At 50.7% G+C, this 21,208-nt stretch carries 20 protein-coding genes; 12 read left to right on the top strand and 8 right to left on the bottom strand.

Going from position 1 to position 21,208, the window contains the following annotated elements; translation table 11 throughout:
- The first annotated feature begins 130 nt into the window (after nucleotides 1-130).
- Both yihA and ACTHTQ_RS00390 read left to right on the top strand, forming a co-directional pair.
- Nucleotides 131-772, top strand: a complete 642-nt coding sequence (yihA, locus tag ACTHTQ_RS00395; RefSeq protein ID WP_440362738.1) for a ribosome biogenesis GTP-binding protein YihA/YsxC — start codon at nucleotides 131-133, stop codon at nucleotides 770-772.
- A gap of 345 nt (nucleotides 773-1,117) precedes the next feature.
- Entirely contained in the window at nucleotides 1,118-1,588 is a 471-nt protein-coding gene (locus tag ACTHTQ_RS00390) for a PepSY domain-containing protein (RefSeq protein ID WP_440362737.1), read from the top strand.
- An 83-nt stretch (nucleotides 1,589-1,671) separates the two neighbouring features.
- On the opposite strand, the gene ACTHTQ_RS00385 is transcribed toward ACTHTQ_RS00390, so the two are convergent.
- Together ACTHTQ_RS00385 and ACTHTQ_RS00380 are read right to left on the bottom strand one after the other, a co-directional pair.
- Nucleotides 1,672-1,890: a hypothetical protein gene (locus tag ACTHTQ_RS00385; RefSeq protein WP_154953096.1), complete on the bottom strand. Its 219-nt coding sequence runs from the start codon at nucleotides 1,888-1,890 to the stop codon at nucleotides 1,672-1,674.
- Complete coding sequence (locus ACTHTQ_RS00380; protein WP_440362891.1) at nucleotides 1,868-2,101, bottom strand: RNA-binding S4 domain-containing protein; 234 nt, start codon at nucleotides 2,099-2,101, stop codon at nucleotides 1,868-1,870. Before ACTHTQ_RS00380 ends, ACTHTQ_RS00385 begins: the two co-directional genes overlap by 23 nt.
- A gap of 165 nt (nucleotides 2,102-2,266) precedes the next feature.
- On the opposite strand from ACTHTQ_RS00380, the gene dnaE reads away from it, so the two are divergent.
- Complete coding sequence (gene dnaE / locus ACTHTQ_RS00375; protein WP_440362890.1) at nucleotides 2,267-5,701, top strand: DNA polymerase III subunit alpha; 3,435 nt, start codon at nucleotides 2,267-2,269, stop codon at nucleotides 5,699-5,701.
- A gap of 346 nt (nucleotides 5,702-6,047) precedes the next feature.
- On the opposite strand, the gene ACTHTQ_RS00370 is transcribed toward dnaE, so the two are convergent.
- Nucleotides 6,048-6,383 (bottom strand): hypothetical protein, encoded by a 336-nt coding sequence (locus ACTHTQ_RS00370; RefSeq protein ID WP_440362736.1) that lies wholly within the window; start codon nucleotides 6,381-6,383, stop codon nucleotides 6,048-6,050.
- Between the two features lie 290 nt (nucleotides 6,384-6,673).
- Between ACTHTQ_RS00370 and ACTHTQ_RS00365 the strand changes: the two genes are divergently transcribed.
- From ACTHTQ_RS00365 to ACTHTQ_RS00350, 4 genes are all read left to right on the top strand, one after another.
- Nucleotides 6,674-7,168 carry a restriction endonuclease gene (locus tag ACTHTQ_RS00365; protein ID WP_440362735.1) on the top strand — a complete coding sequence of 165 codons (495 nt, stop codon included), beginning with the start codon at nucleotides 6,674-6,676 and terminating at the stop codon, nucleotides 7,166-7,168.
- 21 nt (nucleotides 7,169-7,189) lie between these two features.
- Nucleotides 7,190-8,053 (top strand): mechanosensitive ion channel domain-containing protein, encoded by an 864-nt coding sequence (locus tag ACTHTQ_RS00360; protein WP_440362734.1) that lies wholly within the window; start codon nucleotides 7,190-7,192, stop codon nucleotides 8,051-8,053.
- A 71-nt stretch (nucleotides 8,054-8,124) separates the two neighbouring features.
- The gene (locus tag ACTHTQ_RS00355; RefSeq protein WP_440362733.1) at nucleotides 8,125-8,991 is read left to right on the top strand and encodes a hypothetical protein; all 867 of its coding nucleotides are present in this window, start codon (nucleotides 8,125-8,127) and stop codon (nucleotides 8,989-8,991) included.
- Nucleotides 8,992-9,112: 121 nt separating this feature from the next.
- Complete coding sequence (locus ACTHTQ_RS00350) at nucleotides 9,113-11,149, top strand: M3 family metallopeptidase (RefSeq protein WP_440362732.1); 2,037 nt, start codon at nucleotides 9,113-9,115, stop codon at nucleotides 11,147-11,149.
- 355 nt (nucleotides 11,150-11,504) lie between these two features.
- Here ACTHTQ_RS00350 and ACTHTQ_RS00345 read toward each other — a convergent pair whose 3' ends face one another.
- Nucleotides 11,505-11,768 (bottom strand): hypothetical protein, encoded by a 264-nt coding sequence (locus tag ACTHTQ_RS00345; RefSeq protein WP_063076597.1) that lies wholly within the window; start codon nucleotides 11,766-11,768, stop codon nucleotides 11,505-11,507.
- A gap of 234 nt (nucleotides 11,769-12,002) precedes the next feature.
- Between ACTHTQ_RS00345 and ACTHTQ_RS00340 the strand changes: the two genes are divergently transcribed.
- Both ACTHTQ_RS00340 and ACTHTQ_RS00335 read left to right on the top strand, forming a co-directional pair.
- The gene (locus ACTHTQ_RS00340) at nucleotides 12,003-12,422 is read left to right on the top strand and encodes a CopD family protein (RefSeq protein WP_036472741.1); all 420 of its coding nucleotides are present in this window, start codon (nucleotides 12,003-12,005) and stop codon (nucleotides 12,420-12,422) included.
- Between the two features lie 38 nt (nucleotides 12,423-12,460).
- Nucleotides 12,461-12,931 carry a CYTH domain-containing protein gene (locus ACTHTQ_RS00335; protein ID WP_440362731.1) on the top strand — a complete coding sequence of 157 codons (471 nt, stop codon included), beginning with the start codon at nucleotides 12,461-12,463 and terminating at the stop codon, nucleotides 12,929-12,931.
- Nucleotides 12,932-13,088: 157 nt separating this feature from the next.
- Here the strand turns inward: ACTHTQ_RS00335 and ubiG are convergent, their stop codons facing one another.
- From ubiG to ACTHTQ_RS00315, 4 genes are all read right to left on the bottom strand, one after another.
- A complete protein-coding gene (ubiG, locus tag ACTHTQ_RS00330) occupies nucleotides 13,089-13,802 on the bottom strand; it encodes a bifunctional 2-polyprenyl-6-hydroxyphenol methylase/3-demethylubiquinol 3-O-methyltransferase UbiG (protein ID WP_193699281.1) in 714 nt (237 codons plus the stop codon).
- A 162-nt stretch (nucleotides 13,803-13,964) separates the two neighbouring features.
- Nucleotides 13,965-14,498: a c-type cytochrome gene (locus ACTHTQ_RS00325; RefSeq protein ID WP_440362730.1), complete on the bottom strand. Its 534-nt coding sequence runs from the start codon at nucleotides 14,496-14,498 to the stop codon at nucleotides 13,965-13,967.
- A gap of 469 nt (nucleotides 14,499-14,967) precedes the next feature.
- Nucleotides 14,968-15,240, bottom strand: coding sequence for a GIY-YIG nuclease family protein (locus ACTHTQ_RS00320; protein ID WP_250599511.1), 273 nt, complete (start codon nucleotides 15,238-15,240; stop codon nucleotides 14,968-14,970).
- Entirely contained in the window at nucleotides 15,237-16,127 is an 891-nt protein-coding gene (locus ACTHTQ_RS00315; RefSeq protein WP_440362729.1) for a LysR family transcriptional regulator, read from the bottom strand. Before ACTHTQ_RS00315 ends, ACTHTQ_RS00320 begins: the two co-directional genes overlap by 4 nt.
- Nucleotides 16,128-16,247: 120 nt before the next feature.
- Here ACTHTQ_RS00315 and ACTHTQ_RS00310 point away from each other — a divergent pair, with 120 nt between their 5' ends.
- The 3 genes from ACTHTQ_RS00310 to rmuC all read left to right on the top strand — a co-directional run bounded on the left by ACTHTQ_RS00310 (nucleotide 16,248) and on the right by rmuC (nucleotide 21,191).
- Entirely contained in the window at nucleotides 16,248-16,904 is a 657-nt protein-coding gene (locus ACTHTQ_RS00310; protein ID WP_440362728.1) for an NAD(P)-dependent oxidoreductase, read from the top strand.
- Nucleotides 16,905-16,995: 91 nt separating this feature from the next.
- Nucleotides 16,996-18,360, top strand: coding sequence for a tRNA uridine-5-carboxymethylaminomethyl(34) synthesis GTPase MnmE (mnmE, locus tag ACTHTQ_RS00305; protein WP_440362727.1), 1,365 nt, complete (start codon nucleotides 16,996-16,998; stop codon nucleotides 18,358-18,360).
- Nucleotides 18,361-19,388: 1,028 nt separating this feature from the next.
- Complete coding sequence (rmuC, locus tag ACTHTQ_RS00300) at nucleotides 19,389-21,191, top strand: DNA recombination protein RmuC (protein ID WP_440362726.1); 1,803 nt, start codon at nucleotides 19,389-19,391, stop codon at nucleotides 21,189-21,191.
- Nucleotides 21,192-21,208 lie beyond the last annotated feature (17 nt).

Raw genomic sequence — 21,208 nt, 5'->3', positions numbered from 1 at the left:
TAATTCTATAAACGTGCTATTCTATACCAAGTTTACATTAAATTACTACTCAAATTACCAAACTGCTGCAACATAAATGCCCGATACAAATTATGATGTTGCAGTTTTGTTTCCATGCAAGGAAATACTGATGAACCTTTTTCAAAACGCCAAATTCTTTACAACGGTCAACCATCTGAAAGACCTGCCCGACACGCCGGCCGAGATTGCCTTTGTCGGCCGAAGCAATGCCGGCAAATCAAGTGCCATCAATACCTTAACCAATCATGTGCGCCTTGCCTACGTTTCCAAAACACCGGGGCGCACCCAACATATCAATTTCTTTGAACTGGAAAACGGCAATTTCATGGTCGACTTGCCCGGCTACGGCTACGCGCAAGTACCTGAGGCCATCCGTGCGCACTGGGTCAAACTCTTGGGCGACTACCTGCAACAACGCCGCCAACTGATCGGCCTGATTTTGATTATGGACTCGCGCCATCCGCTCAAGGCTTTAGACATTCAAATGCTGGACTTTTTCCACATCACCGGCCGCCCTGTGCATATCCTGCTGTCAAAAGCAGACAAACTGTCTAAAAATGACCAAATTAAAACTTTAGCGGCGGTAAAAAAATCACTCAAACCCTACACCGAACGCCAAAAAATCAGCGTTCAATTATTCTCCAGCCTGAAAAAACAAGGCATGGACGAAGTCAATCAAGTGGTCGGCTCATGGTTTGACGCGCATCGCGAAGAAATCGAAAATCTTGCAGGCGAAACATCGTCTGAGTGATTGTAAAACAAGGCGGAATGAGATGAGTTGACCAACCGCAAATCTTATTCCGTCATTTGGTTTCTCACCATCGCATTTACCATTTAATCCGGGGGCATGTCTCACACATGCCCTTTTTTCATCACACTTTTTTGTTTTCACATGCAAACCACAATCTGCGCCAAATATGCCATCACAACATATCAGCAAGGCCGTCTGAAAGACGCGGCTTCGTTCCTCATTATTATTAAAATGTTAATTTTAGTATTGCAACCCATTACACATCTTAGCGTTTTGCTCATATTCAGCTAATTGTTGAGGCATAGAATGCATTCATCGTTCAACAACACAGTAGGAAAGAAAATCATGAAACGCATTAACGCTTTTATTTCAAAAAAACTCATCATCGCCGGTATTATTGCTTCAAGTTTGGGCGTTGCCGGTGCGGCAGGTACCATGGCTTTCAAAGAAGGTATGTTTGCAAAGGTTTCCGGCCAGCAAGCAGCCGCAGCAGCGGTAGCAGAAGTGGGCGGCGTCGTTAAAGATGTCGATTACAAATACAAACAACATTTGGGCGGCCGTTACAAAGTAGAAATCTTGAAAGACGACGTTGAATACGAAGCTTTGGTTGATGCTCAAAACGGCAAAGTATTGGCAGTAGCACAAGATGACGATCAAGACAAACGACACTTTGGTAAACATGATAAGCATCATAAACATGATAACTATGACAATGCCGAGCCCTCTTCATCGCAAAATACAGATTATCAGGCTCCTGCAGATGCTGCACCTGACACACCTGAAAATGCAACCGCTTCCGAGGTAACAAAATCTTAATTTAAACTTTAAAAAAGCCAATGCCGTCTGAAACTTTCAGACGGCATTAGCTTTAATGCAGCATTGTTTGAAGCCAATCGTTTTCAGACGGCCTTTGCCTCATCTTCGCCGCCTACCCAACCTGCTTCTTTCAATTTCCGCCGTTGTGCATCATAGCGGGCTTTTTCCGCCCAATACATTGTCTGGATACAGGCATCGCCGCACTCGCTGCCGCAACATTCCCACGACTCGGGGCGGATAGGTTCGTCTAAAAGCGGCTCGCCCAAGATGGCTTCGGCTTTATTCTTCAGGGTCGTATCCATCGACAATTTCCAAGCGAGCGCCGTCAAATTCAATCACTTCGCCGCCGCGTATTTTGGCGGTTTTACGGGTTTCAGTTTCGCCGTTGCGCAACACCAGCCCTTCAGCGATAAACGCTTTTGCCTGTCCCCCGCTTTCGGCAAGGCCGGCCAGTTTCAACAGGTCGCATAAAGCGATGTATTCGTTGTCTTCAAGATAGACGGTTGCTTCCATCATTCAATCCTTTTCAATAATGGCGATATTTTAACATGGCCGTCTGAAAGAAAGCCCCCTTCTGTTTGATTTGCTTTATCCAAACCCATTACATTTGGTTTTCAGACGGCCTTTAGCTGCCAACCCTGCTACAATATGCCTTTTATTGTTCACGCCGATTTTGCTATGACCGAGCCGACCTACATCCCCCTACGCCTGCATACCGAATTTTCGATTACCGACGGTATGGTGCGGATTAAAAAACTGATTGCCAAAGCGCAGGAATACGGTTTGCCTGCTTTGGGCATCAGCGATTTGATGAACGAATTCGGCTTGGTGAAATTCTATAAAGCCTGCCGCGGTGCAGGGATTAAGCCCATCGGCGCGACGGACGTGTGGATAGGCAATCCGAATGCGCCCGACAAGCCGTTTCGTGCCATGCTGATTATCCGCAACGATGCGGGCTATCTGCGCTTGAGCGAGCTTTTGACGGAGGCCTATGTCGGCAAAGACCGCAATGTCCATCATGCGGAACTCAATCCCGAATGGCTGGAAAACGGCGACAACAGCGGCTTGATTTGTTTGAGCGGCGCGCATTACGGCGAAGTGGGCGTGAATCTGTTGAACGGCAATGAAGATGCGGCGCGTGCGGCGGCGTTGAAATATGCGGCGTGGTTTCCCAATACGTTTTATTTAGAGCTGCAACGCCTGCCCGAACGCCCTGAATGGGAAGCCTGCGTTTCGGGCAGCGTGAAACTGGCGGAGGAACTGGGTTTGCCGGTAGTGGCTACGCATCCGACCCAGTTTATGAGCAGCGATGATTTCAACGCGCACGAGGCGCGGGTGTGCATCGCGGGCGGCTGGGTGCTGACGGACAAAAAACGTCCGCGCGATTTCACGTCGAGCCAGTTTTTCATTCCGCCGGAAACCATGGCCGAACGTTTCGCCGACTTGCCCGAAGCCTTGGAAAACACGGTAGAAATTGCCAAACGCTGCAATCTGCACATCACATTGGGCAAAAACTTCCTGCCGCTCTTCCCTACTCCGGACGGCCTGTCGCTGGATGATTATTTGGTGAAACTGTCAAACGAGGGGTTGCAGGAACGCATGGTTCAGCTTTATCCCGACGAAGCGGAACGCGCGGCAAAAATGCCGGAATATCAGGAACGTTTGGATTTTGAGCTGAACATCATCATCCAGATGAAATTCCCCGGCTATTTCCTTATCGTACAAGACTTTATCAACTGGGCGAAAACGCACGGCTGTCCGGTCGGGCCGGGCCGTGGTTCGGGTGCAGGCTCGCTGGTGGCGTATTCATTGAAGATTACCGACCTTGATCCGCTCAAATACGCACTGCTGTTCGAGCGTTTCTTAAACCCTGAACGCGTCTCCATGCCCGACTTTGACGTGGACTTCTGTCAGGCAAACCGCGGGCGCGTGATTGAATATGTACGCGAAAAATACGGCGCGGAGGCGGTAAGCCAAATTGTGACCTTCGGCACGATGTCGTCCAAAGCGGTCATCCGCGACGTGGGGCGCGTGCTGGAGCTGCCGTTTATGCTGTGCGACAAACTGTCCAAGCTGATTCCGTTGGAAACCAACAAACCTCTGGGTCTGGACGATGCAATGAAGGCCGAGCCGCAAATTCAGGAATTAATCGAAGCGGAAGAAGCGGACGAACTGATTACGCTGGCGAAAAAGCTGGAAGACCTGACGCGCGGTTTGGGTATGCACGCAGGCGGCGTGTTGATTGCGCCGGGCAAGATTTCCGATTACAGCCCTGTGTATCAGGCGGACGAATCCGCCTCACCCGTATCCATGTACGACAAGGGCGACGTGGAAGACGTGGGTTTGGTGAAATTCGACTTTTTGGGTCTGCGCAACCTGACCATTATCGAAATGGCACAGAACAACATCAAAAATACCACCGGCGATATCGTCGATGTCGGCAAGATTCCGCTTGACGACCAAGCTGCCTACCAAATCTTCCGCGATGCGAACACCACCGCCGTCTTCCAGTTCGAGTCGACCGGCATGAAGAAAATGCTGAAAACGGCGCATACGACCAAGTTTGAAGAACTCATCGCCTTCGTATCGCTCTACCGCCCCGGCCCGATGGATAACATTCCCGACTTCGTCGCGCGTATGAAGGGACAGGAGTTCCAATACATCCACCCGCTGCTCGAAGGCATCCTCGCGCCAACCTACGGGATTATGGTGTATCAGGAACAAGTGATGCAGGCGGCGCAGATTATCGGCGGCTACTCGCTCGGCGGCGCGGACTTGCTGCGTCGTGCCATGGGTAAGAAAAAACCTGAAGAAATGGTGAAACACCGCGAAATCTTCGCCGAAGGCGCGGCGAAACAAGGCATTTCGCGCGAAAAATCCGACGAAATCTTCAACTACATGGAAAAATTCGCCGGCTACGGTTTCAACAAATCCCACGCCGCCGCCTACGCCCTGATTTCCTACCAGACCGCATGGCTCAAAGCCCATTACCCCGCCGAATTTATGGCGGCAACCATGTCGTCTGAATTGGACAACACCGACCAGCTCAAACATTTCTACGACGACTGCCGCGCCAACGGCATCGAGTTCCTGCCGCCCGACATCAACGAATCCGACTACCGCTTCACGCCGTATCCGAACATGAAAATCCGCTACGCACTCGGCGCGATCAAAGGCACGGGCGAAGCCGCCGTCGAATCCATCATCGCCGCGCGGCAAAGCGGCGGCAAGTTTACCGGCCTCTTGGACTTCTGCGAGCGCGTTGGCAAAGAACACATGAACCGCCGCACCCTCGAAGCCCTGATACGCGGCGGCGCGTTCGACAGCATCGAACCCAACCGCGCCATGCTCTTGGCGAACATCGACCTCGCCATGAACAACGCCGACCAAAAAGCCGCCAACGCCAATCAGGGCGGGCTTTTCGACATGATGGAAGACGCCATCGAACCGGTGCAGCTCATCGATGCGCCCATGTGGAGTGAATCGGAAAAACTCGCCGAAGAAAAAACCGTCATCGGCTTCTACCTCTCCGGCCACCCGTTCGGTCCATATGCCCAAGAAGTCCGTCAAATCGCCCCGACCAAATTAGGTCGTCTGAAACCGCAAGACAGCGTGCGCCTCGCCGGATTCGTGACCGCCGTGCGCACCATGATGGGCAAGCGCGGCAAAATCGCCTTCGTCAGCCTCGAAGATTTGAGCGGACAGATTGAAATCATGGTCAGCGGTCAGACTCTGGAAAACTGTGCCAACTACCTCAAATCCGACCAAGTGCTGATTATCGAATCCAAAGTCAGCCGCGACGACTACGGCGGCGGCGACGGACTACGCATCATGGCAAACCAAGTCATGACCCTGCAAATGGCGCGCGAACGCTACGCCCGCAGCCTCAGCCTCGCCCTCGCCCCCGGCCACGACATCGAACGCCTCGCCGCCATCCTCACCGCCCACCGCCTGCCCGACACGTCGCACATCCCGCTGCAACTGTCGTACAGCAACGGCAAAGCATCGGGCAAATTGAAAATTGCGCCCAAATGGATGGTAACGCCAAGCACCGCCTTGTTTGACGAACTGGAAACATTGCTCGGCAGCAGGGCAGTTCGTGTGAATTGGTAAAACTAAAGGCCGTCTGAAACTACACGTTCAGACGGCCTTTAATTTAAAAAGCGCTTTAAAAACATAAATCAATATTCGGCTTTCAGACGACCTTATTGTATAGAACGGTTATCTGAAAAGTTTATTGCATAAAGCCTTTGACCAATAAGGAAAGATAGCCCACAACAAAGGGGAGCGACAATGCCGAAACAATGTCAAGCACCCAGTAAATACATTGGTTTAATACAGTTTTTGAGGCGGTAAGCCGCAGCAGTTTGAAATATAGGGCAAACCAAACAAAGGGAGTGAAAATACCCCCCCCTTTTTCTATAGAAGCCCCATATTAAAGGCCGTCTGAAAAACAGTTTTATTTAACGATTTCAACCGGACCGTGGTCGTCGCAATGGTCGCCGTGTTGGTGGTGCAGACGGCCGTTGACGATGTAGTCAACATGATCGCCGTGCGGTACGGCTTCGTGGCCGCAACCTTCGCCGTGAACGTGGCCGTGGCAGCTGTCAACCGGATGGCAGCCGTCAGGGTTGGTTTCATTGACGCTCAGTGCATGCTCGTCGTAGTGGCCGTTGTGCTCATGGTGCAGGTGCCCGTCGTGCAGATAATCGACGTGGCCTTCGTGTTTGATGGCAGTGTGTCCGCAGTTTGTGCCGTGAACGTGGTCATGATGTTCGTGGGTTTTGCAGGTCATTTTTTCTCTCCTAATGTTCAGTGAATAGCAATCTTTCGCGATTGATTCTTTCATCTTATCTTTTTCTGATACAAACGTAAAAAATTTTACAGTTATTAATATATTGTTACGATATATCATCTGTTGATATATCAGCCTATTTTATTTTTTCAGACGGCCTTTCATTTATAATTCATTTATTTTCAGCGAGAACTTCAAACCCTTCCGACAATTCAAAATATCGAATTTTTCAGCCGTAACGGGTAATATTGAAACCAAGGGATGAATCCTTCAAACAAACAGGTACTGCAATGGGAAAACAAGCCAGACTTTATATGGTTCGCAGCACGCAAGGTGCGCTTTATGATGTATTTTTCGAGCGCGGCGTGGCGGCGTTGGCTTGGCCCATGCTGGCAGAAGCGGCGGCAAAAGGTTTTGGCCGTGAGGAGCTGACGGATATTTACCGTTCGGCCGTGCCGGATGTGAAATTGAGAACGGCGCAATCGGGCGCGGCCCAAATGTGGCGGTTTGTCAACGAATTGGCTGATGGAGATGGCGTACTGACCTACTCGCCTGCTTTGCGCCGTTATCGGGTCGGCAGGATTACAGGCGGAGCGGTGCATTGTCCGCAATGGGATGATGAGAAAATGTCGCTGGTGCGGCCGGTTGAGTGGCTGGGCGAAGTATGCCGCGACGATTTGAGCGTGGCAGCACAACGGTCTTTGGGCAGCGTGGCAACTTTGTTTGCGGTATCGGAAGCGTGTGCGGCAGAAATTTTTGAACGCGTGGGTTTTCAGACGGCCTAAAAAGGGAAAGGAAACAGTATCATGTGGAACACCATACAGGAATGGCTAAACGCTTTGCCTGTCAGTGAAGAAATCATCAAATCGGCTTTGATGTCGGTATTGATGATTGTGGCCGTCATTGCCGGGCGCAGCATCTTGCTCTCGGCGCATTTTCGCAGCCATCCGGATTTGAGCATTGAAAACAAACGCCGCTCGCTGGTGTTCAGCCGCAACGTAACCATGTTGCTGATCCTGCTCGGGCTGGCGATGATTTGGGCGGCGCAGATTCAAACTTTGGCCTTGTCGATGTTTGCAGTGGCCGCGGCGATTGTGGTGGCAACCAAAGAGCTGATTATGTGTTTGTCCGGCAGCATCCTGCGCTCGGTAACCAAACAATACTCCATCGGCGACTACATCGAAATCAACGGCCTGCGCGGACGGGTGGTCGATATCAATATGCTGAACACGCTGATGATGCAAATCGGCCCTAATCCGTTGATCGGCCAGCTTTCCGGCAAAACGCTCTCGTTTCCCAACAGCCTGCTTTTGAGCCATACCGTACGCCGCGACAATATTTTGGGCGATTATGTAATTCATACGGTGGAAATCCCCGTGCCGATTCATTTGGATTCGGACGAAATCATCGGCCGTCTGAAAGACGTTCTTGAGCCCTTGTGCGAGCCTTATGTCCCTGCCATCAAGCAGCATTTGGAAAACGTTCAAGCGCAAAAACTCTTTATTACCCCCGCCGCCCAGCCGCGCGTGTCCCGCGTGCCGCATGATGACAAGGTGTACCACATCATCGTACGCTTTGCCTCCCCCGTTTCCAAACGGCTGGAAATACAACAGGCGGTTTTGGACGAATTCTTACGCACGCAATACCGACTGATCAACCAAACAAAATAGTACGGTTTGTTTATTGATACAATCAAATCCCTTACAATAATGAAGTTCACAATCAACAATAAGGAAAAGTCATGTTGCCCGAATCAGCCCTTGCCGAAATGTACCCTGTAATCATGACCCCCAGCCATGACGGCAAATATTTCCACAACTACACCCTCTCACTTCTGAACATCGTCCACACCAACGCCTCCCTCGGCCTGCCGCTTCAAGTAATGATGCAGCGCGGCGAAAGCCTGATTACGCGCGCGCGCAACAACTGCGTGGCCACATTCTTAGAAAACAAAGAATGGACGCATTTATTCTGGATTGACTCCGACATCGGCTTTTCTCCCGATTCATTCTATCGACTGCTTTTGGCAGATAAAGACGTTGTGGCAGGCATTTATCCGCTCAAACGCGAGAATTGGCCTGAAGAAGGCGTTCCGGCCGGCACGACACAAGCCGACTTCGAGCGCATGTACACTTCTTATACCGTCAACACCAGCGAAAAAAATGAAAACGGTGAAATCGTACTGAAAGTCGATGAAGACGGTTTTATGAAAGTTCATGATGCGCCAACCGGCTTTATGGTTATCAAGCGCAGCGTATTTGAAAAAATGATGGCAGCCTACCCCGAGTTGAACTACATCTCCGACAGTGACTACAACAGAGAAGACAAAGGCCTACACTACCGATTCTTCGACTGCATGGTTGATCCGGAAAGCAAACGCTATCTGTCCGAAGACTACACCTTCTGTCACCTCTGGCGTCAAATCGGCGGCGACGTATACGTCGACGTACAATCTAACCTGACCCATCAAGGCGCAAAAGTGTATCGCGGCTCGTTTGCCGAATCCCTGCAAACCAATATTGCCAATGCCGTATTTGCCCCGAAAGGCACGCCGATGCGCCTCGAACTGGCTGCACCGTTGCACGCCAATCCGCGCGGCGCAGAATAAGATTGGCCGACAGGCAGGCAGGACACTTTAATTCTGCCTGTCTGCCACCATATAACGCCTATCGTTTTCTTTTCAGACGGCCACAAGGCCGTCTGAATCCATCTTATTCAGGAGAAACCATATGAGCGACAACGTCCTGCTCCACTTGGGCGAAGAACCCCGTTTCGACCAAATTAAAACCGAAGACATCAAACCCGCCCTGCAAACCGCCATCGCCGAAGCGCGCGAACAAATCGCCGCCATCAAAGCGCAAACGCATACCGACTGGGCCAACACCGTCGAAAAACTAACCGATATTACCGAACGCGTCGGCCGCATTTGGAGCGTGGTTTCCCATCTCAACTCCGTGGTCGATACGCCCGAGCTGCGTGCCGTATACAACGAATTGATGCCTGAAATCACCATTTTCTTCACCGAAATCGGTCAAGACATCGAGTTGTACAACCGCTTCAAAATCATCAAAAATTCTGCCGAATTCAACACCCTCTCCCAAGCGCAGCAAACCAAGCTCAACCACGACTTGCGCGACTTCGTCCTCAGCGGTGCCGAATTACCGCCCGAACAGCAGGCAGAACTGGCGCAACTGCAAACCGAAGGCGCGCAACTTGGTGCCAAATTCGCACAAAACGTCCAAGACGCGACCGACGCTTTCGGCATTTACTTTGACGATGCCGCGCCACTTGCCGGCATTCCCGAAGACTCCATCGCCATGTTTGCCGCCGCCGCACAAAGCGAAGGCAAAACAGGCTACAAAATCGGCCTGCAGATTCCGCACTACCTCGCCGTTATCCAATACGCCGACAACCGCGAACTGCGCGAACAAATCTACCGCGCCTACGTTACCCGTGCCAGCGAATTGTCTGACGAAGGCAAATTCGACAACACAGCCAACGTCGAACAAACGCTTGCAAACGCGCTGAAAACCGCAAAACTGCTCGGCTTTAAAAACTACGCCGAGCTGTCGCTGGCAACCAAAATGGCGGATACGCCCGAACAGGTTCTGAATTTCCTGCACGACCTTGCCCGCCGCGCCAAACCGTTTGCCGAAAAAGACTTTGCCGAAATCAAAGCCTTTGCACGCGAGAGTCTGAATATCGAAGATCCGCAATCTTGGGATTTGAGCTACGCCGCCGAAAAACTGCGCCAAGCCAAATACGCCTTCAGCGAAACCGAAGTAAAAAAATACTTCCCTATCAGCAAAGTATTGGCAGGCCTGTTTGCCCAAATCAAAAAACTCTACGGCATCGAGCTGGCTGAAAAAACCGTCCCTGTTTGGCACAAAGACGTGCGCTATTTCGAACTGAAACAAGACGGCCAAACCATCGGCGGCGTTTACATGGACTTGTACGCACGCGAAGGCAAACGCGGCGGCGCATGGATGGACGGCTACAAAGGCCGCCGCCGTTTCGCCGACGGTACGCTGCAACTGCCGACCGCCTACCTCGTCTGCAACTTCACCCCTCCAGTCGGCGACAAAGAAGCGCGTTTGAGCCACGACGAAATCATCACCCTCTTCCATGAAACCGGCCACGGCCTGCACCACTTGTTGACCCAAGTTGACGAAGTGGGCGTATCCGGCATCAACGGCGTCGAATGGGACGCGGTCGAGCTGCCCAGCCAATTCATGGAAAACTTCGTTTGGGAATACGACGTATTGGCGCAAATGTCCTCGCACGAAGAAACTGGCGCGGTATTGCCGAAAGAGCTGTTCGACAAAATGCACGCCGCCAAAAACTTCCAACGCGGTATGTTCCTCATCCGTCAAATGGAATTTGCCCTCTTCGACATGGAAATCTACCATCAGGAAGATGAAGGCCGTCTGAAAGAATGGCCGCAAATTTTGGACAAAGTGCGTCAAGAAGTCGCCGTGACCCAACCGCCGGCATACAACCGCTTTGCCTTGAGCTTCAGCCATATCTTCGCCGGCGGCTACGCCGCAGGCTATTACAGCTACGCATGGGCGGAAGTTTTGAGTGCAGACGCTTACGCCGCTTTTGAAGAAAGCGACGATGTTGCCGAAACCGGCCGCCGCTTCTGGAAAGAAATACTGGCCGTCGGCGGTTCGCGCAGCGCAGCCGAATCCTTCAAAGCCTTCCGCGGCCGCGAACCAAGCCTGGATGCCCTGCTCCGCCACAGCGGTTTCGACAACGCGGCTTAATTTGAAAATCCGCCGTTTTAATTGCTGATTCAACGCTAAAGACCGTCTGAAATGTTTCAGACGGCCTTTTTATAATCCATTCAATATTTTCAGCAAAACAAATATAAAACCATTCAGCCGATAAAACCGCCCAGTGCGGAACGTCGCAACAGTTGCCAAGCTCAATATTATTCCAATGCAGACAAGCCGCCCATAAAAACAGGGCATGTTCCCATATCCTATTATTTGAATTTCAGACGGCCTTTCGGTTGTCAAAACTGATTAGGAACAATAAGTAAGCCCTATCCCTAATAAAATTTTCGAGAAAACAGAAGTCCGCATTTCAAACTCCTGTCTCCCCTGCCCAACGCTAAAATTAGTTTTTGCTCTTTTTATCGCCGGCAGCCAAGCGCATATTGATAAATTCCATCATCAAATCTTTTTTCGTCCAGAAAAAGGTTTTCATTTTTTCCAAAGAATAGATTTTCCGAATCATCGCCGGCAATCCTGCGTGAACGATGGCCGCGACTTCGCCATTGGTTGTTTCGTTGTCCATGGCGGCTTTGAGGTTTAGATTGCGCGTATTCAGGTAGTTGCTAAGCTCTTTCCTGACGCTGTTACTGATTTCGAATTGTTTCATGTTTTCCGTCCATAATGTTTTTATAATTAAATAGCATAGGATTCTAACAAGTTTTTTTCATCGTGCATATCCCAACTTGCATATTGTTGCAGAATTTACAATTTGGTTTTTGGGTAAAATCATGCCTGCAACACATTGTTGCGGCGCACTGAATCGGATTGTTTTGACTATTTTGTTTTGGCTTAAGCAGTATTGCGGATAAAATAATGGTTTTAGGTTTTGAGGCCGTCGGAAATGTATTTGTGGTTTAAGCTGCTGCATGTGTTTTTTGTAATTTCTTGGTTTGCCGGACTGTTTTATCTGCCACGGATTTATGTGAATTTGGCGCAATTAGAGCCCGGCAGCGTGGAATATATACGACTGACGGATATGTCGCGCAGGCTGTACCGCTTTATGTCGCCTTTGGGCTGGGGAACGCTGATATTCGGCGCGGCCATCGGGTTTGTAAACAATTGGTGGGGCAACGGCTGGCTGGCGGTTAAATTATTGTGCGGCTTGCTGCTCTTGGCTTACCAGCTTTATTGCGGCCTGCTGCTGCGCCGTTTTCAAAACGGCAGCAATGTGTATTCGCACCGCTGGTATCGGGTATTCAACGAACTCCCCGTATTGATGATGGTGGCCGCGCTTTATATGGTGGTTTTCAAGCCGTTTTAATCTTCAGACGGCCTGTTTGGTAAATAAGGAAAGAATTCATGACGATCGAAATCGAACGCCGCTTTTTGCTGGCGGATGACAGTTGGCGTGAAGCGGCAAGCGAGCCGCTGGTGTTGCAACAGGGCTATTTGAGCGTGGAAAAAGAGCGCACCATCCGTGTGCGGATTATCGGTTCTCAAGCATGGCTGACCCTGAAAGGCTATATTTCCGACATGACGCGCAGCGAGTTTGAATACGAAATCCCGCTGGCTCACGCGCAGGCGATGATGGCGGACATGTGCCCGTTTAAAATGGAAAAATACCGCTATCGGGTCGAATTTGAAGGCTTTGTGTATGAAATCGACGAATATTTTGGCGACAATGCGCCATTGATTGTGGCGGAAATCGAATTGCCGTCTGAAGATACCGAGTTCCCCAAACCGTCTTGGTTGGGCAAGGAAATCACGGCAGACGGTAAATTCACCAATGCGTATTTGAGCAAACATCCGTATTCGTCTTGGACGGAATAAGGGCGACAACCTCTCTGCACATACAAAAAAGGCATGTATCGAACATGCCTTTTTTCTTTTCAGACGGCCTGATTTACCTTACCGATATTTGTATCGAGCTGTTTTTGACATATCGTTTCAAATATCGGGCAAGCCCGTGTGTTTTATCCTTGTACCCTTACGCCGGACGGCAGGCCACCATGTAGTTGACCTCGGTCGAATCGCACAAAGAATAACGGCCGCTCAACAAATTGTAGGTCATGCCCTTGCTGCCGACGGTATCCAATCCGGCTTGGCGGCACATGCGTGCAAGCTCTGCCGGCGTGATGAATTTTTTCCAGTCGTGCGTGCCTTTGGGGACGAATTTCAACAGATATTCCGCGCCGACAATCAGATGCAGATAAGATTTGGGATTGCGGTTGATGGTGGAGAAAAACACCATGCCGTCGGGTTTGACCAGTTTCGCGCAGGCTTGAACGATGGCGGACGGATCGGGAACGTGTTCCATCATTTCCATACACGTTACCACGTCAAAGCTGTGCGGCTGCTCGGCGGCGAGGTCTTCGACGCGGATGCAGCGGTAATCAATATTGGCAACATGTTGGCTGGCCGCATGGGCAGCGGCGGTTTGCAGGGATTTTTCCGCCATATCGATGCCGGTCACGTGTTCTGCGCCGCGTTTGGCCATGCTTTCCGACAAAATCCCGCCACCGCAGCCTACATCCAACACGCGTTTGCCTGCCAATCCGGCATAGCCGTCGATATAGTCGAGGCGCAAGGGGTTGATGTCATGCAGGGGCTTGAATTCGCCGTTTTTATCCCACCATTTGTCGGCGATTTGGCTGAACTTGGCGATTTCGCCGGCATCTACGTTGTCGTGTGGATTGCTCATGGTTTGCTCCTGCATAAAATAATTCGCCTGATTTTAGCCGATTGCGCTTCAAAATAAAATGTTTCAGACGGCCTTTGCCTGTTTATCGGCACTATTTCAACTTTTATCCGCCCACCCATAAAAAACGCACCTTGTGGCAAGGTGCGTTTCAATCGGTGCGGTTTAGAATTTAGCGCCGGATTCGTTGGCCATGTAGTCAACTGCGGCTTTTACTTCATCGTCGCTCAGGCTGCCGTTACCGCCTTTGGCAGGCATGGCATTGAAGCCTTCGAGGGCGTGTTTGTGCAGAGTGTCTTTGCCTTGTTTGATGCGAGGCGCCCAGTCTTCTTTTTTACCTACGGCAGGAGCGCCGGGAATCAAGCCGCTGTGGCATGCTTTACAGTTCGCTTCAAAAACAGCTTTGCCGTCCACTTTGGCGGATTCGGCAGGCTTGGCTTCAGCGGCAGGCGCTTCGGCTTTCTCTTCGGGCTTGGCGGCTTCTTCAGGTTTCGCGGCTTCCTCTGCTTTGCTGGCGCCAGCTTCAACCTTATCGGCAGCTTCTTGAGCAGCAGACGCAGCAGCATCGGCAGCAGAAGCAACTTCGTTTTTAACTTCAGATGCAACGGCTTGAGCAGCCTCTTGAGTCTCCTGTTTAGCCTCTTGGGAACAAGCTGTCAAACCAGCCATCATCATTACGGCAATCAGTAATTTGTTCATGTTCTGTCTTTCCTTAGTTTTAGTTTAAATCACTGTTTTATATAAACAGCTTAAAAATTTTAGCATAGAAACTAATACCTTCGACCTACACTATAATAAATATTGGTATAAATCAGATTTTGTCACAAAAACAGGAAAAACATATTGACACCACACCTCTACTCAGATAGAAATCCACGCCCATTTGTCATTTAGCGTAATAATTTTCATTTTATTGTTCAAACAGTTACCCTCTTAATTTTTAAAGTTTCTTTTTAAATTCAACTTTTTACAAACTTTCCAGATAATACCATAAGCATTAAACCGCCTCTTATCCCCAAAAGGCCGCCTGAACCCCAATCAGGTTTCAGACGGCCTTTTTGAATCATGTTAATAAACATTTGCCGCTTGGCTATGCAAAAGATACCAGCAGGCTTACCTATTTATGTGGTTATTCATATCCCGACTACAATTTAATCCATTGCCGTCATTAACCTTTTGCCAATGTTTCAGCTTCCGCCCACAATCTCCGCTTCTGCTCTGCCGTCAATTTCTTAATACCGATTTCCCGTTTCAGCGCTTCGCTTTTGGAGAGGCCGTCTGAAACGATGCGCATCTCGACAGGCTTGTTCAAACGCGTGTATTTCGCGCCTTTTCCTGACAAATGTGCCACAAATCGCTCTTGCGGACGGTTGCTGATACCGCAATAAAACGCACCGTTTTCGCACAAAATCAGGTAAACGCTCCAATTTTCCGCGTTCATAAATCCCCTTCCTTGGCAAAACTCTCGGTAAAAATGCGCACAGCAACCTCGGTTTTGGCAGACTGCACACGATAAGGCGTTACCAAATAAAGGCTGACCGGTGGTAATGTCCATTCAGGCAAAACCGCTTTCAGACGGCCTTGCGCAATTTTCTCCCTCACTTCGCCGCCCACTTGCAAAGACAAACCGAAACCGCGTTCGGTCAGGCCGCGGACGGCGGCAAGATGCGTGCAGGCAATGCTGTCGGCGACATCGAGGAAATAGCTTTCTTCACCATTTTGCAAGGTGGTGCGTACAGGTAAAAAATGCAGCCAGCGGTGCGCATAAAGCTGAGAGGGATGGGTAATGGTCGGATGGCGGTCGAGATAATCGGGCGCGGCGCAAATGGTGTACGGCCAGGTAACGAGATGCCGCGCAACAAGGTTGGGATCGTCTAAGGCGCGGTCGCCGCCGCGTATGGCGATGTCGGTCTGATTGTGTTGCAGGTCGTCCAAAGTATCGCTGAAATTAAGGATAGGACGGATTTTTGGGAACTCGGCTTGCAATCTTGAAAACGCCGTCTGAAAAGCGCGGGACTCGATGACGGTGGAAGTCAGGGAAATGCGCAATTCGCCGACGGGTTCGGTTTTGAGGTTGTCGATAACGGTACGCGTATCGGCAAGCGTGGCGGCTAAGCGGCGGCAGTATTCGCCCAAGGCGCGGCCGGCATCGGTAGGCGCAAGGCTGCGCGTACTGCGGTTTAACAGCTTGATGCCGTGCAGGGCTTCGAGGCGGTTGATGTGCTGGCTGACCGCCGACGGTGTCATGCCCAGCGCGGCAGCAGCGGCGTTCATGCTGCCGTATTCGAGGACGGTAGCGAAAACAAGTAAGGGTTTGATGTCTTGCATTTAGAAATAATTGTTTAGTTTAACTTCACAATCATAACAGCAAAACAGGGATTATCAAACGTTTCAGACGGCCTTACAATGCACTCATCTAATCAATCACACCTCAACAAGGAGTCAAACATGAAAATCGCAGTTATCGGTGCAACAGGTTATGTCGGCAACGCAGTCGTTCAAGAATTGGCAGGTCGTGGGCATGAAGTAACCGCTTTCGCCCGCAACACAGACAAAGTGTTCCAAGCGCAAAATGTTGCCGCCGTCTCCGCAGATGTCAACGCGGCAGATTTTGCCGACAAACTGGCCGGTTTTGATGCCGTAGTCAGCGCCTTCAACCCGGGCTGGACCAATCCGAACATCGGCGCGGATTTCACACGCGGCGCAAACAATATTGTCGAAGCGGCAAAAGCAGCGCAAGTGCCATATCTCTTAATCGTCGGCGGCGCAGGCAGCCTGTATGTGGCACCCGGTTTGCAACTTATCGATACGCCTGACTTCCCGAAAGAAATTTTCGACGGCGCCAATGCCGCACGCCATCTTTTGGCAGAACTCCTGCCGCGCCGCGACGTGAACTGGTCTTTCGTTTCCCCTCCTGCACGACTGGGTGTTACCGGCGGTTTCAGCGAAGACAAAACCGGCAAATACCGCTTGGGCAAAGACGATTTGCTGATGGACGGTGAAATTCCGGCAGGCATCAGCGTGGCAGATTTGGCAGTCGCCATCGCCGACGATGTGGAAAATAAAGCGCATTTGTTTGAACGCTTTACCGTCGCCGCTGTTTAATCATCTTAATCCAAAAGCCGTCTGAAACCCAAAGTTTCAGACGGCCTTTTGCTATAATACGCACATTAAATTTACCTATACGCGAGTTCTCATGTCCGCAACCCAACCCACCATCGCCGCCATCGCTACCGCACCCGGACGCGGCGGCGTCGGCGTGATCCGTCTTTCCGGCAAAAACCTGCTGCCTTTGGCGCAAACCCTCAGCGGTGGCAAAACGCCCAAACCGCGTACCGCGCTTTACACCGACTTTCTCGGCGGCGACGGGCAGCCGATAGACAACGGCATTCTGCTCTACTTCGCCGCCCCCGCCAGCTTTACCGGCGAAGACGTGATTGAATTGCAGGGGCACGGTGGCCCCGTCGTGATGGATATGCTGCTCTCGCGCTGCCTCGAACTGGGCGCGCGCATGGCGGAACCGGGCGAATTTACCAAACGCGCCTTCCTCAACAACAAACTCGACCTTGCCCAAGCCGAAAGTGTCGCCGACCTCATCGACGCCTCCAGCAAGTCCGCCGCACGCATGGCGTTGCGTTCGCTCAAAGGCGCGTTTTCCCAACACATACACGAGCTGGTGGACGACCTTATTACCCTGCGGATGCTGGTCGAAGCCACGCTGGACTTTCCCGAAGAAGACATTGACTTTCTCGAAGCCGCCGACGCGCGCGGCAAGCTCCAAGCCCTGCAAGGCCGTCTGAAAACCGTACTTGCCAGCGCGGAACAAGGCGCGATTTTGCGTGAAGGCATGAATGTCGTCCTCGTCGGCGCGCCCAACGTCGGCAAATCCAGCCTGCTCAACGCCTTGGCTGGCGACGACATCGCCATCGTAACCGACATCGCCGGCACCACCCGCGACACCGTGCGCGAACAAATCACCCTCGACGGCGTACCCGTCCACATCATCGACACCGCCGGCCTGCGCGAAACCGACGACGTGGTCGAACAAATCGGCATCGAGCGCAGCCGCAAAGCCGTCTCCGAAGCCGATGTCGCCCTGATTCTGATTGATCCGCGAGAAGGCGTGAACGCCAAAACCCAAGCTATTTTGAACAGCCTGCCCGAAGGTTTGAAAAAAATCGAAATCCACAACAAAGCCGACCTGACCGGCGAACCCATCGCCGTCCGTTCAGACAGCCTCGCGCAAACCGGCGCGGACACCGTCATCAGCCTGTCCGCCAAAACCGGCGAGGGTCTCGACTTGCTCAAACACGCGCTGTTGCAGGAAGTCGGCTGGCAGGGCGAAAGCGAAAGCCTGTTTCTCGCCCGCAGCCGCCACCTCAACGCCCTGCACGAAGCCGAAGCCGAGCTGGAAAACGCCGCCCTCTGCGACAACAACCAAATCGAGCTTTTCGCCGAACACCTGCGCCTCGCCCAAAACGCGTGCAGCGAAATCACCGGCGAATTTACCGCCGACGATTTGCTGGGCGTGATTTTCTCGCGCTTCTGTATCGGCAAATAAAACGGTTTGCCATCAAATACAAAGGCCGTCTGAATGTTCAGACGGCCTTTTTTATCACCAAAACAAGCTTAATTTCACTTGCGTTTATTTATTGGCAGCTTCTGCCATATTTTTTGCGATTTTGGTTGCGCCAACTGTCAAACCGGACATGCCGATCAAAGAAGCTGCAGCCAATTTGATTAATGTTTTCATTTTAACTCTTTTCTGTGTATTTTAGGGTGTGTTGTGTATTTTTTTATTTATCGGCATCAGCCATATTGTGGGCGATATTGGTTGCACCGACGGTCAGGCCGGACATACCGATTAAAGAGGCGGCTGCCAGTTTGATTAAAGTTTTCATTGTTTGTCTCACTTTCTTGTCTGTCGGCCGAAAAACGGCCTAAGTTGCGTTTTCTGAAGTATTTTAATCAATTCGTTTATAATTGAATTATTTGTGTACTACCGTTTCCATATTATAGGTGACGCCGAGGGCGGAGGCCGGTATCCCCGACATACCGATTAAAGAAGCGGAAGCAAGCGTTATTAAATGTGCCATTTTAAGTAGTCCTTTTTCATAGATACAAAATGTTATTTAACAACATACACATTTTTCCGCCGGCATCTGCGCTACCGACAGGACGAATCATACCGCGCCAATCGTTAATTAATACAACTTTTCCGTAAAGATAAAATATAAAAAATATACATAATGACGATTTTAGTTAATTTATATTTTGTTTTGAAAATGACACCGATGTCTTTTTCAATGACACCAATGTCTTAATTACATACACACTACAAACGTATCTTGCTGCGCCCATAAAATCCCTCCTTTTTTGTTGCAAAATTGCACTCTAAATCAAATATATTTTTAAATTCAAAATTTTATAAATTTATCTTTTTCACAGCCCAAATCTTCACTTAGTAAAAACCAATACCTTTGATAGCTTCTTTTAAAGAAAACACACGTTTCTAGCGCATATTCGACCATAAAATGCACTGCAAATATATGATATAGTGAAACATTCTGCGTATTGACTATTTCCAGTATGAACAACACCCTAATCCTGACCGGCGCGGCCGCATTTTTTATCGGCACGCTGTTTGCTTGGCTGATAACACGCTACCAAGCCCAAAGCCGACACTTTATTGTTTTGCAAGAATTGGCCGAAAGCCGCCGCCTGCATGAGTTTGCCGAACAGGTTCAGGCTCAAACTGCGGCGGATTTGGCGCAAAGCCGCCATACCGTGCAGGAATTGCAAGACGAATTGCAGGAGACAGGCAACCGCTTTGCTGCAGCCGAAAAACAGATTGCCTATCTGCAAGATTGCGAGGCCGAAGCCGAAGCTTTAAAACACGAATGTGCAAAATGGCAGCAAAGCGCGCAAAACCTGCAAATCAACAACGAACGTCTAAACACTCAGCTGGTTCAAGAACAGGCATTGAGTGCGGATAAAAATACGCTTTTGCAACAACAAGAAACGGAAAAAGGCCGTCTGAAACAAGACTACGACACGCTGTTGGAGCAAAACCATGCGCTGCAAGTCCAAAACGAACGCCTCTCCACACAACTAACGCAAGAAAAAGCCAATATCGACGACAAAAACAGCCTTTTACAGCAACAGGAAGCCGAAAAAGGCCGTCTGAAACAAGAATACGCCGCCCTTTTGGAGCAAAACCACGCGCTTCAAGTCCAAAACGAGCGCCTCAACACCCAATCGGAAAAAGACCGTCAGGCTGCCGAAGAAAAGCTGTCCCTGCTGGCAGATGCGCGTAAAAACCTGAGCGACCAGTTCCAAAACCTCGCCAACACTATTCTGGAAGAGAAAAGCCGCCGCTTTACCGAGCAAAACCACGACCATCTCCAGCAACTGCTTAATCCGCTCAACGAACGCATACATGGCTTCAGCGAGCTGGTTCAGCAGACTTATGAAAAAGAAGCCAAAGAACGCCTAACCATCGAAAACGAGCTCAAACGCCTGCAAACCCTCAACACCCAACTCCACCACGATGCCAAAGCGCTGACCACCGCGCTGACCGGCACGCAAAACAAAACCCAAGGCAACTGGGGCGAGATGATTTTGGAAAGCGTATTGGAAAATTCCGGCCTGCAAAAAGGTCGTGAATACATCGTTCAAGCTTCCAGCGTCCGCCACGAAGCAGACGGCACCCAACGCCGCCTCCAGCCCGACGTCCTCATCAATCTGCCCGACAACAAACAAATCGTCATCGACTCCAAAGTATCGCTGACCGCCTACGTCCGCTATACGCAAAGCACCGGCGCAGAAGCAGAGCGCGAGCTTGCCAACCACGTCGCCAGCATCCGCGCCCACATCAAAAGCTTGGCTGCGAAAGATTACACCGACCTTGAGGGCGTCAAAACGTTGGACTTCGTCTTTATGTTCGTCCCTGTCGAACCAGCCTACCTCCTCGCCCTGCAACACGATCCAAACCTCTTCCAAGAGTGTTTCGACAAACGCATCATGCTGACCGGCCCCAGCACCCTGCTCGCCACCCTGCGCACCGTTGCCAACATCTGGCGCAACGAGCAACAAAACCAAAACGCGCTAGCCATTGCCGAGGCAGGCAGCAAACTTTATGACAAATTTGTCGGCTTTGTCGAAAGCATGGACGGCATCAATAAAGCGCTTGGTCAGGCACAATCCCAGTTTCAGACGGCCTATGGCCGCTTGGTTTCCGGCAGGGGCAACCTCATCAGCAGCACCGAAAAACTGCGTAAATTGGGCATCAAAGCCGGTAAACAGCTGCAACGGGATTTATTAGAAAAAGCCGTATCAGAAAACGAAGACCACGCCACCTTACCGACCGCACAAGACCAAGAAAATGCCTGACAAAATTTAAGACATTG

It is taken from the genome of Neisseria sp. P0020.S003, assembly GCF_051957095.1.
Taxonomy (GTDB): Bacteria; Pseudomonadota; Gammaproteobacteria; order Burkholderiales; family Neisseriaceae; genus Neisseria; species Neisseria subflava.
Note: the sequence above shows the minus strand (reverse complement) of the source record. Positions and strands in the feature narration are given on the sequence as shown.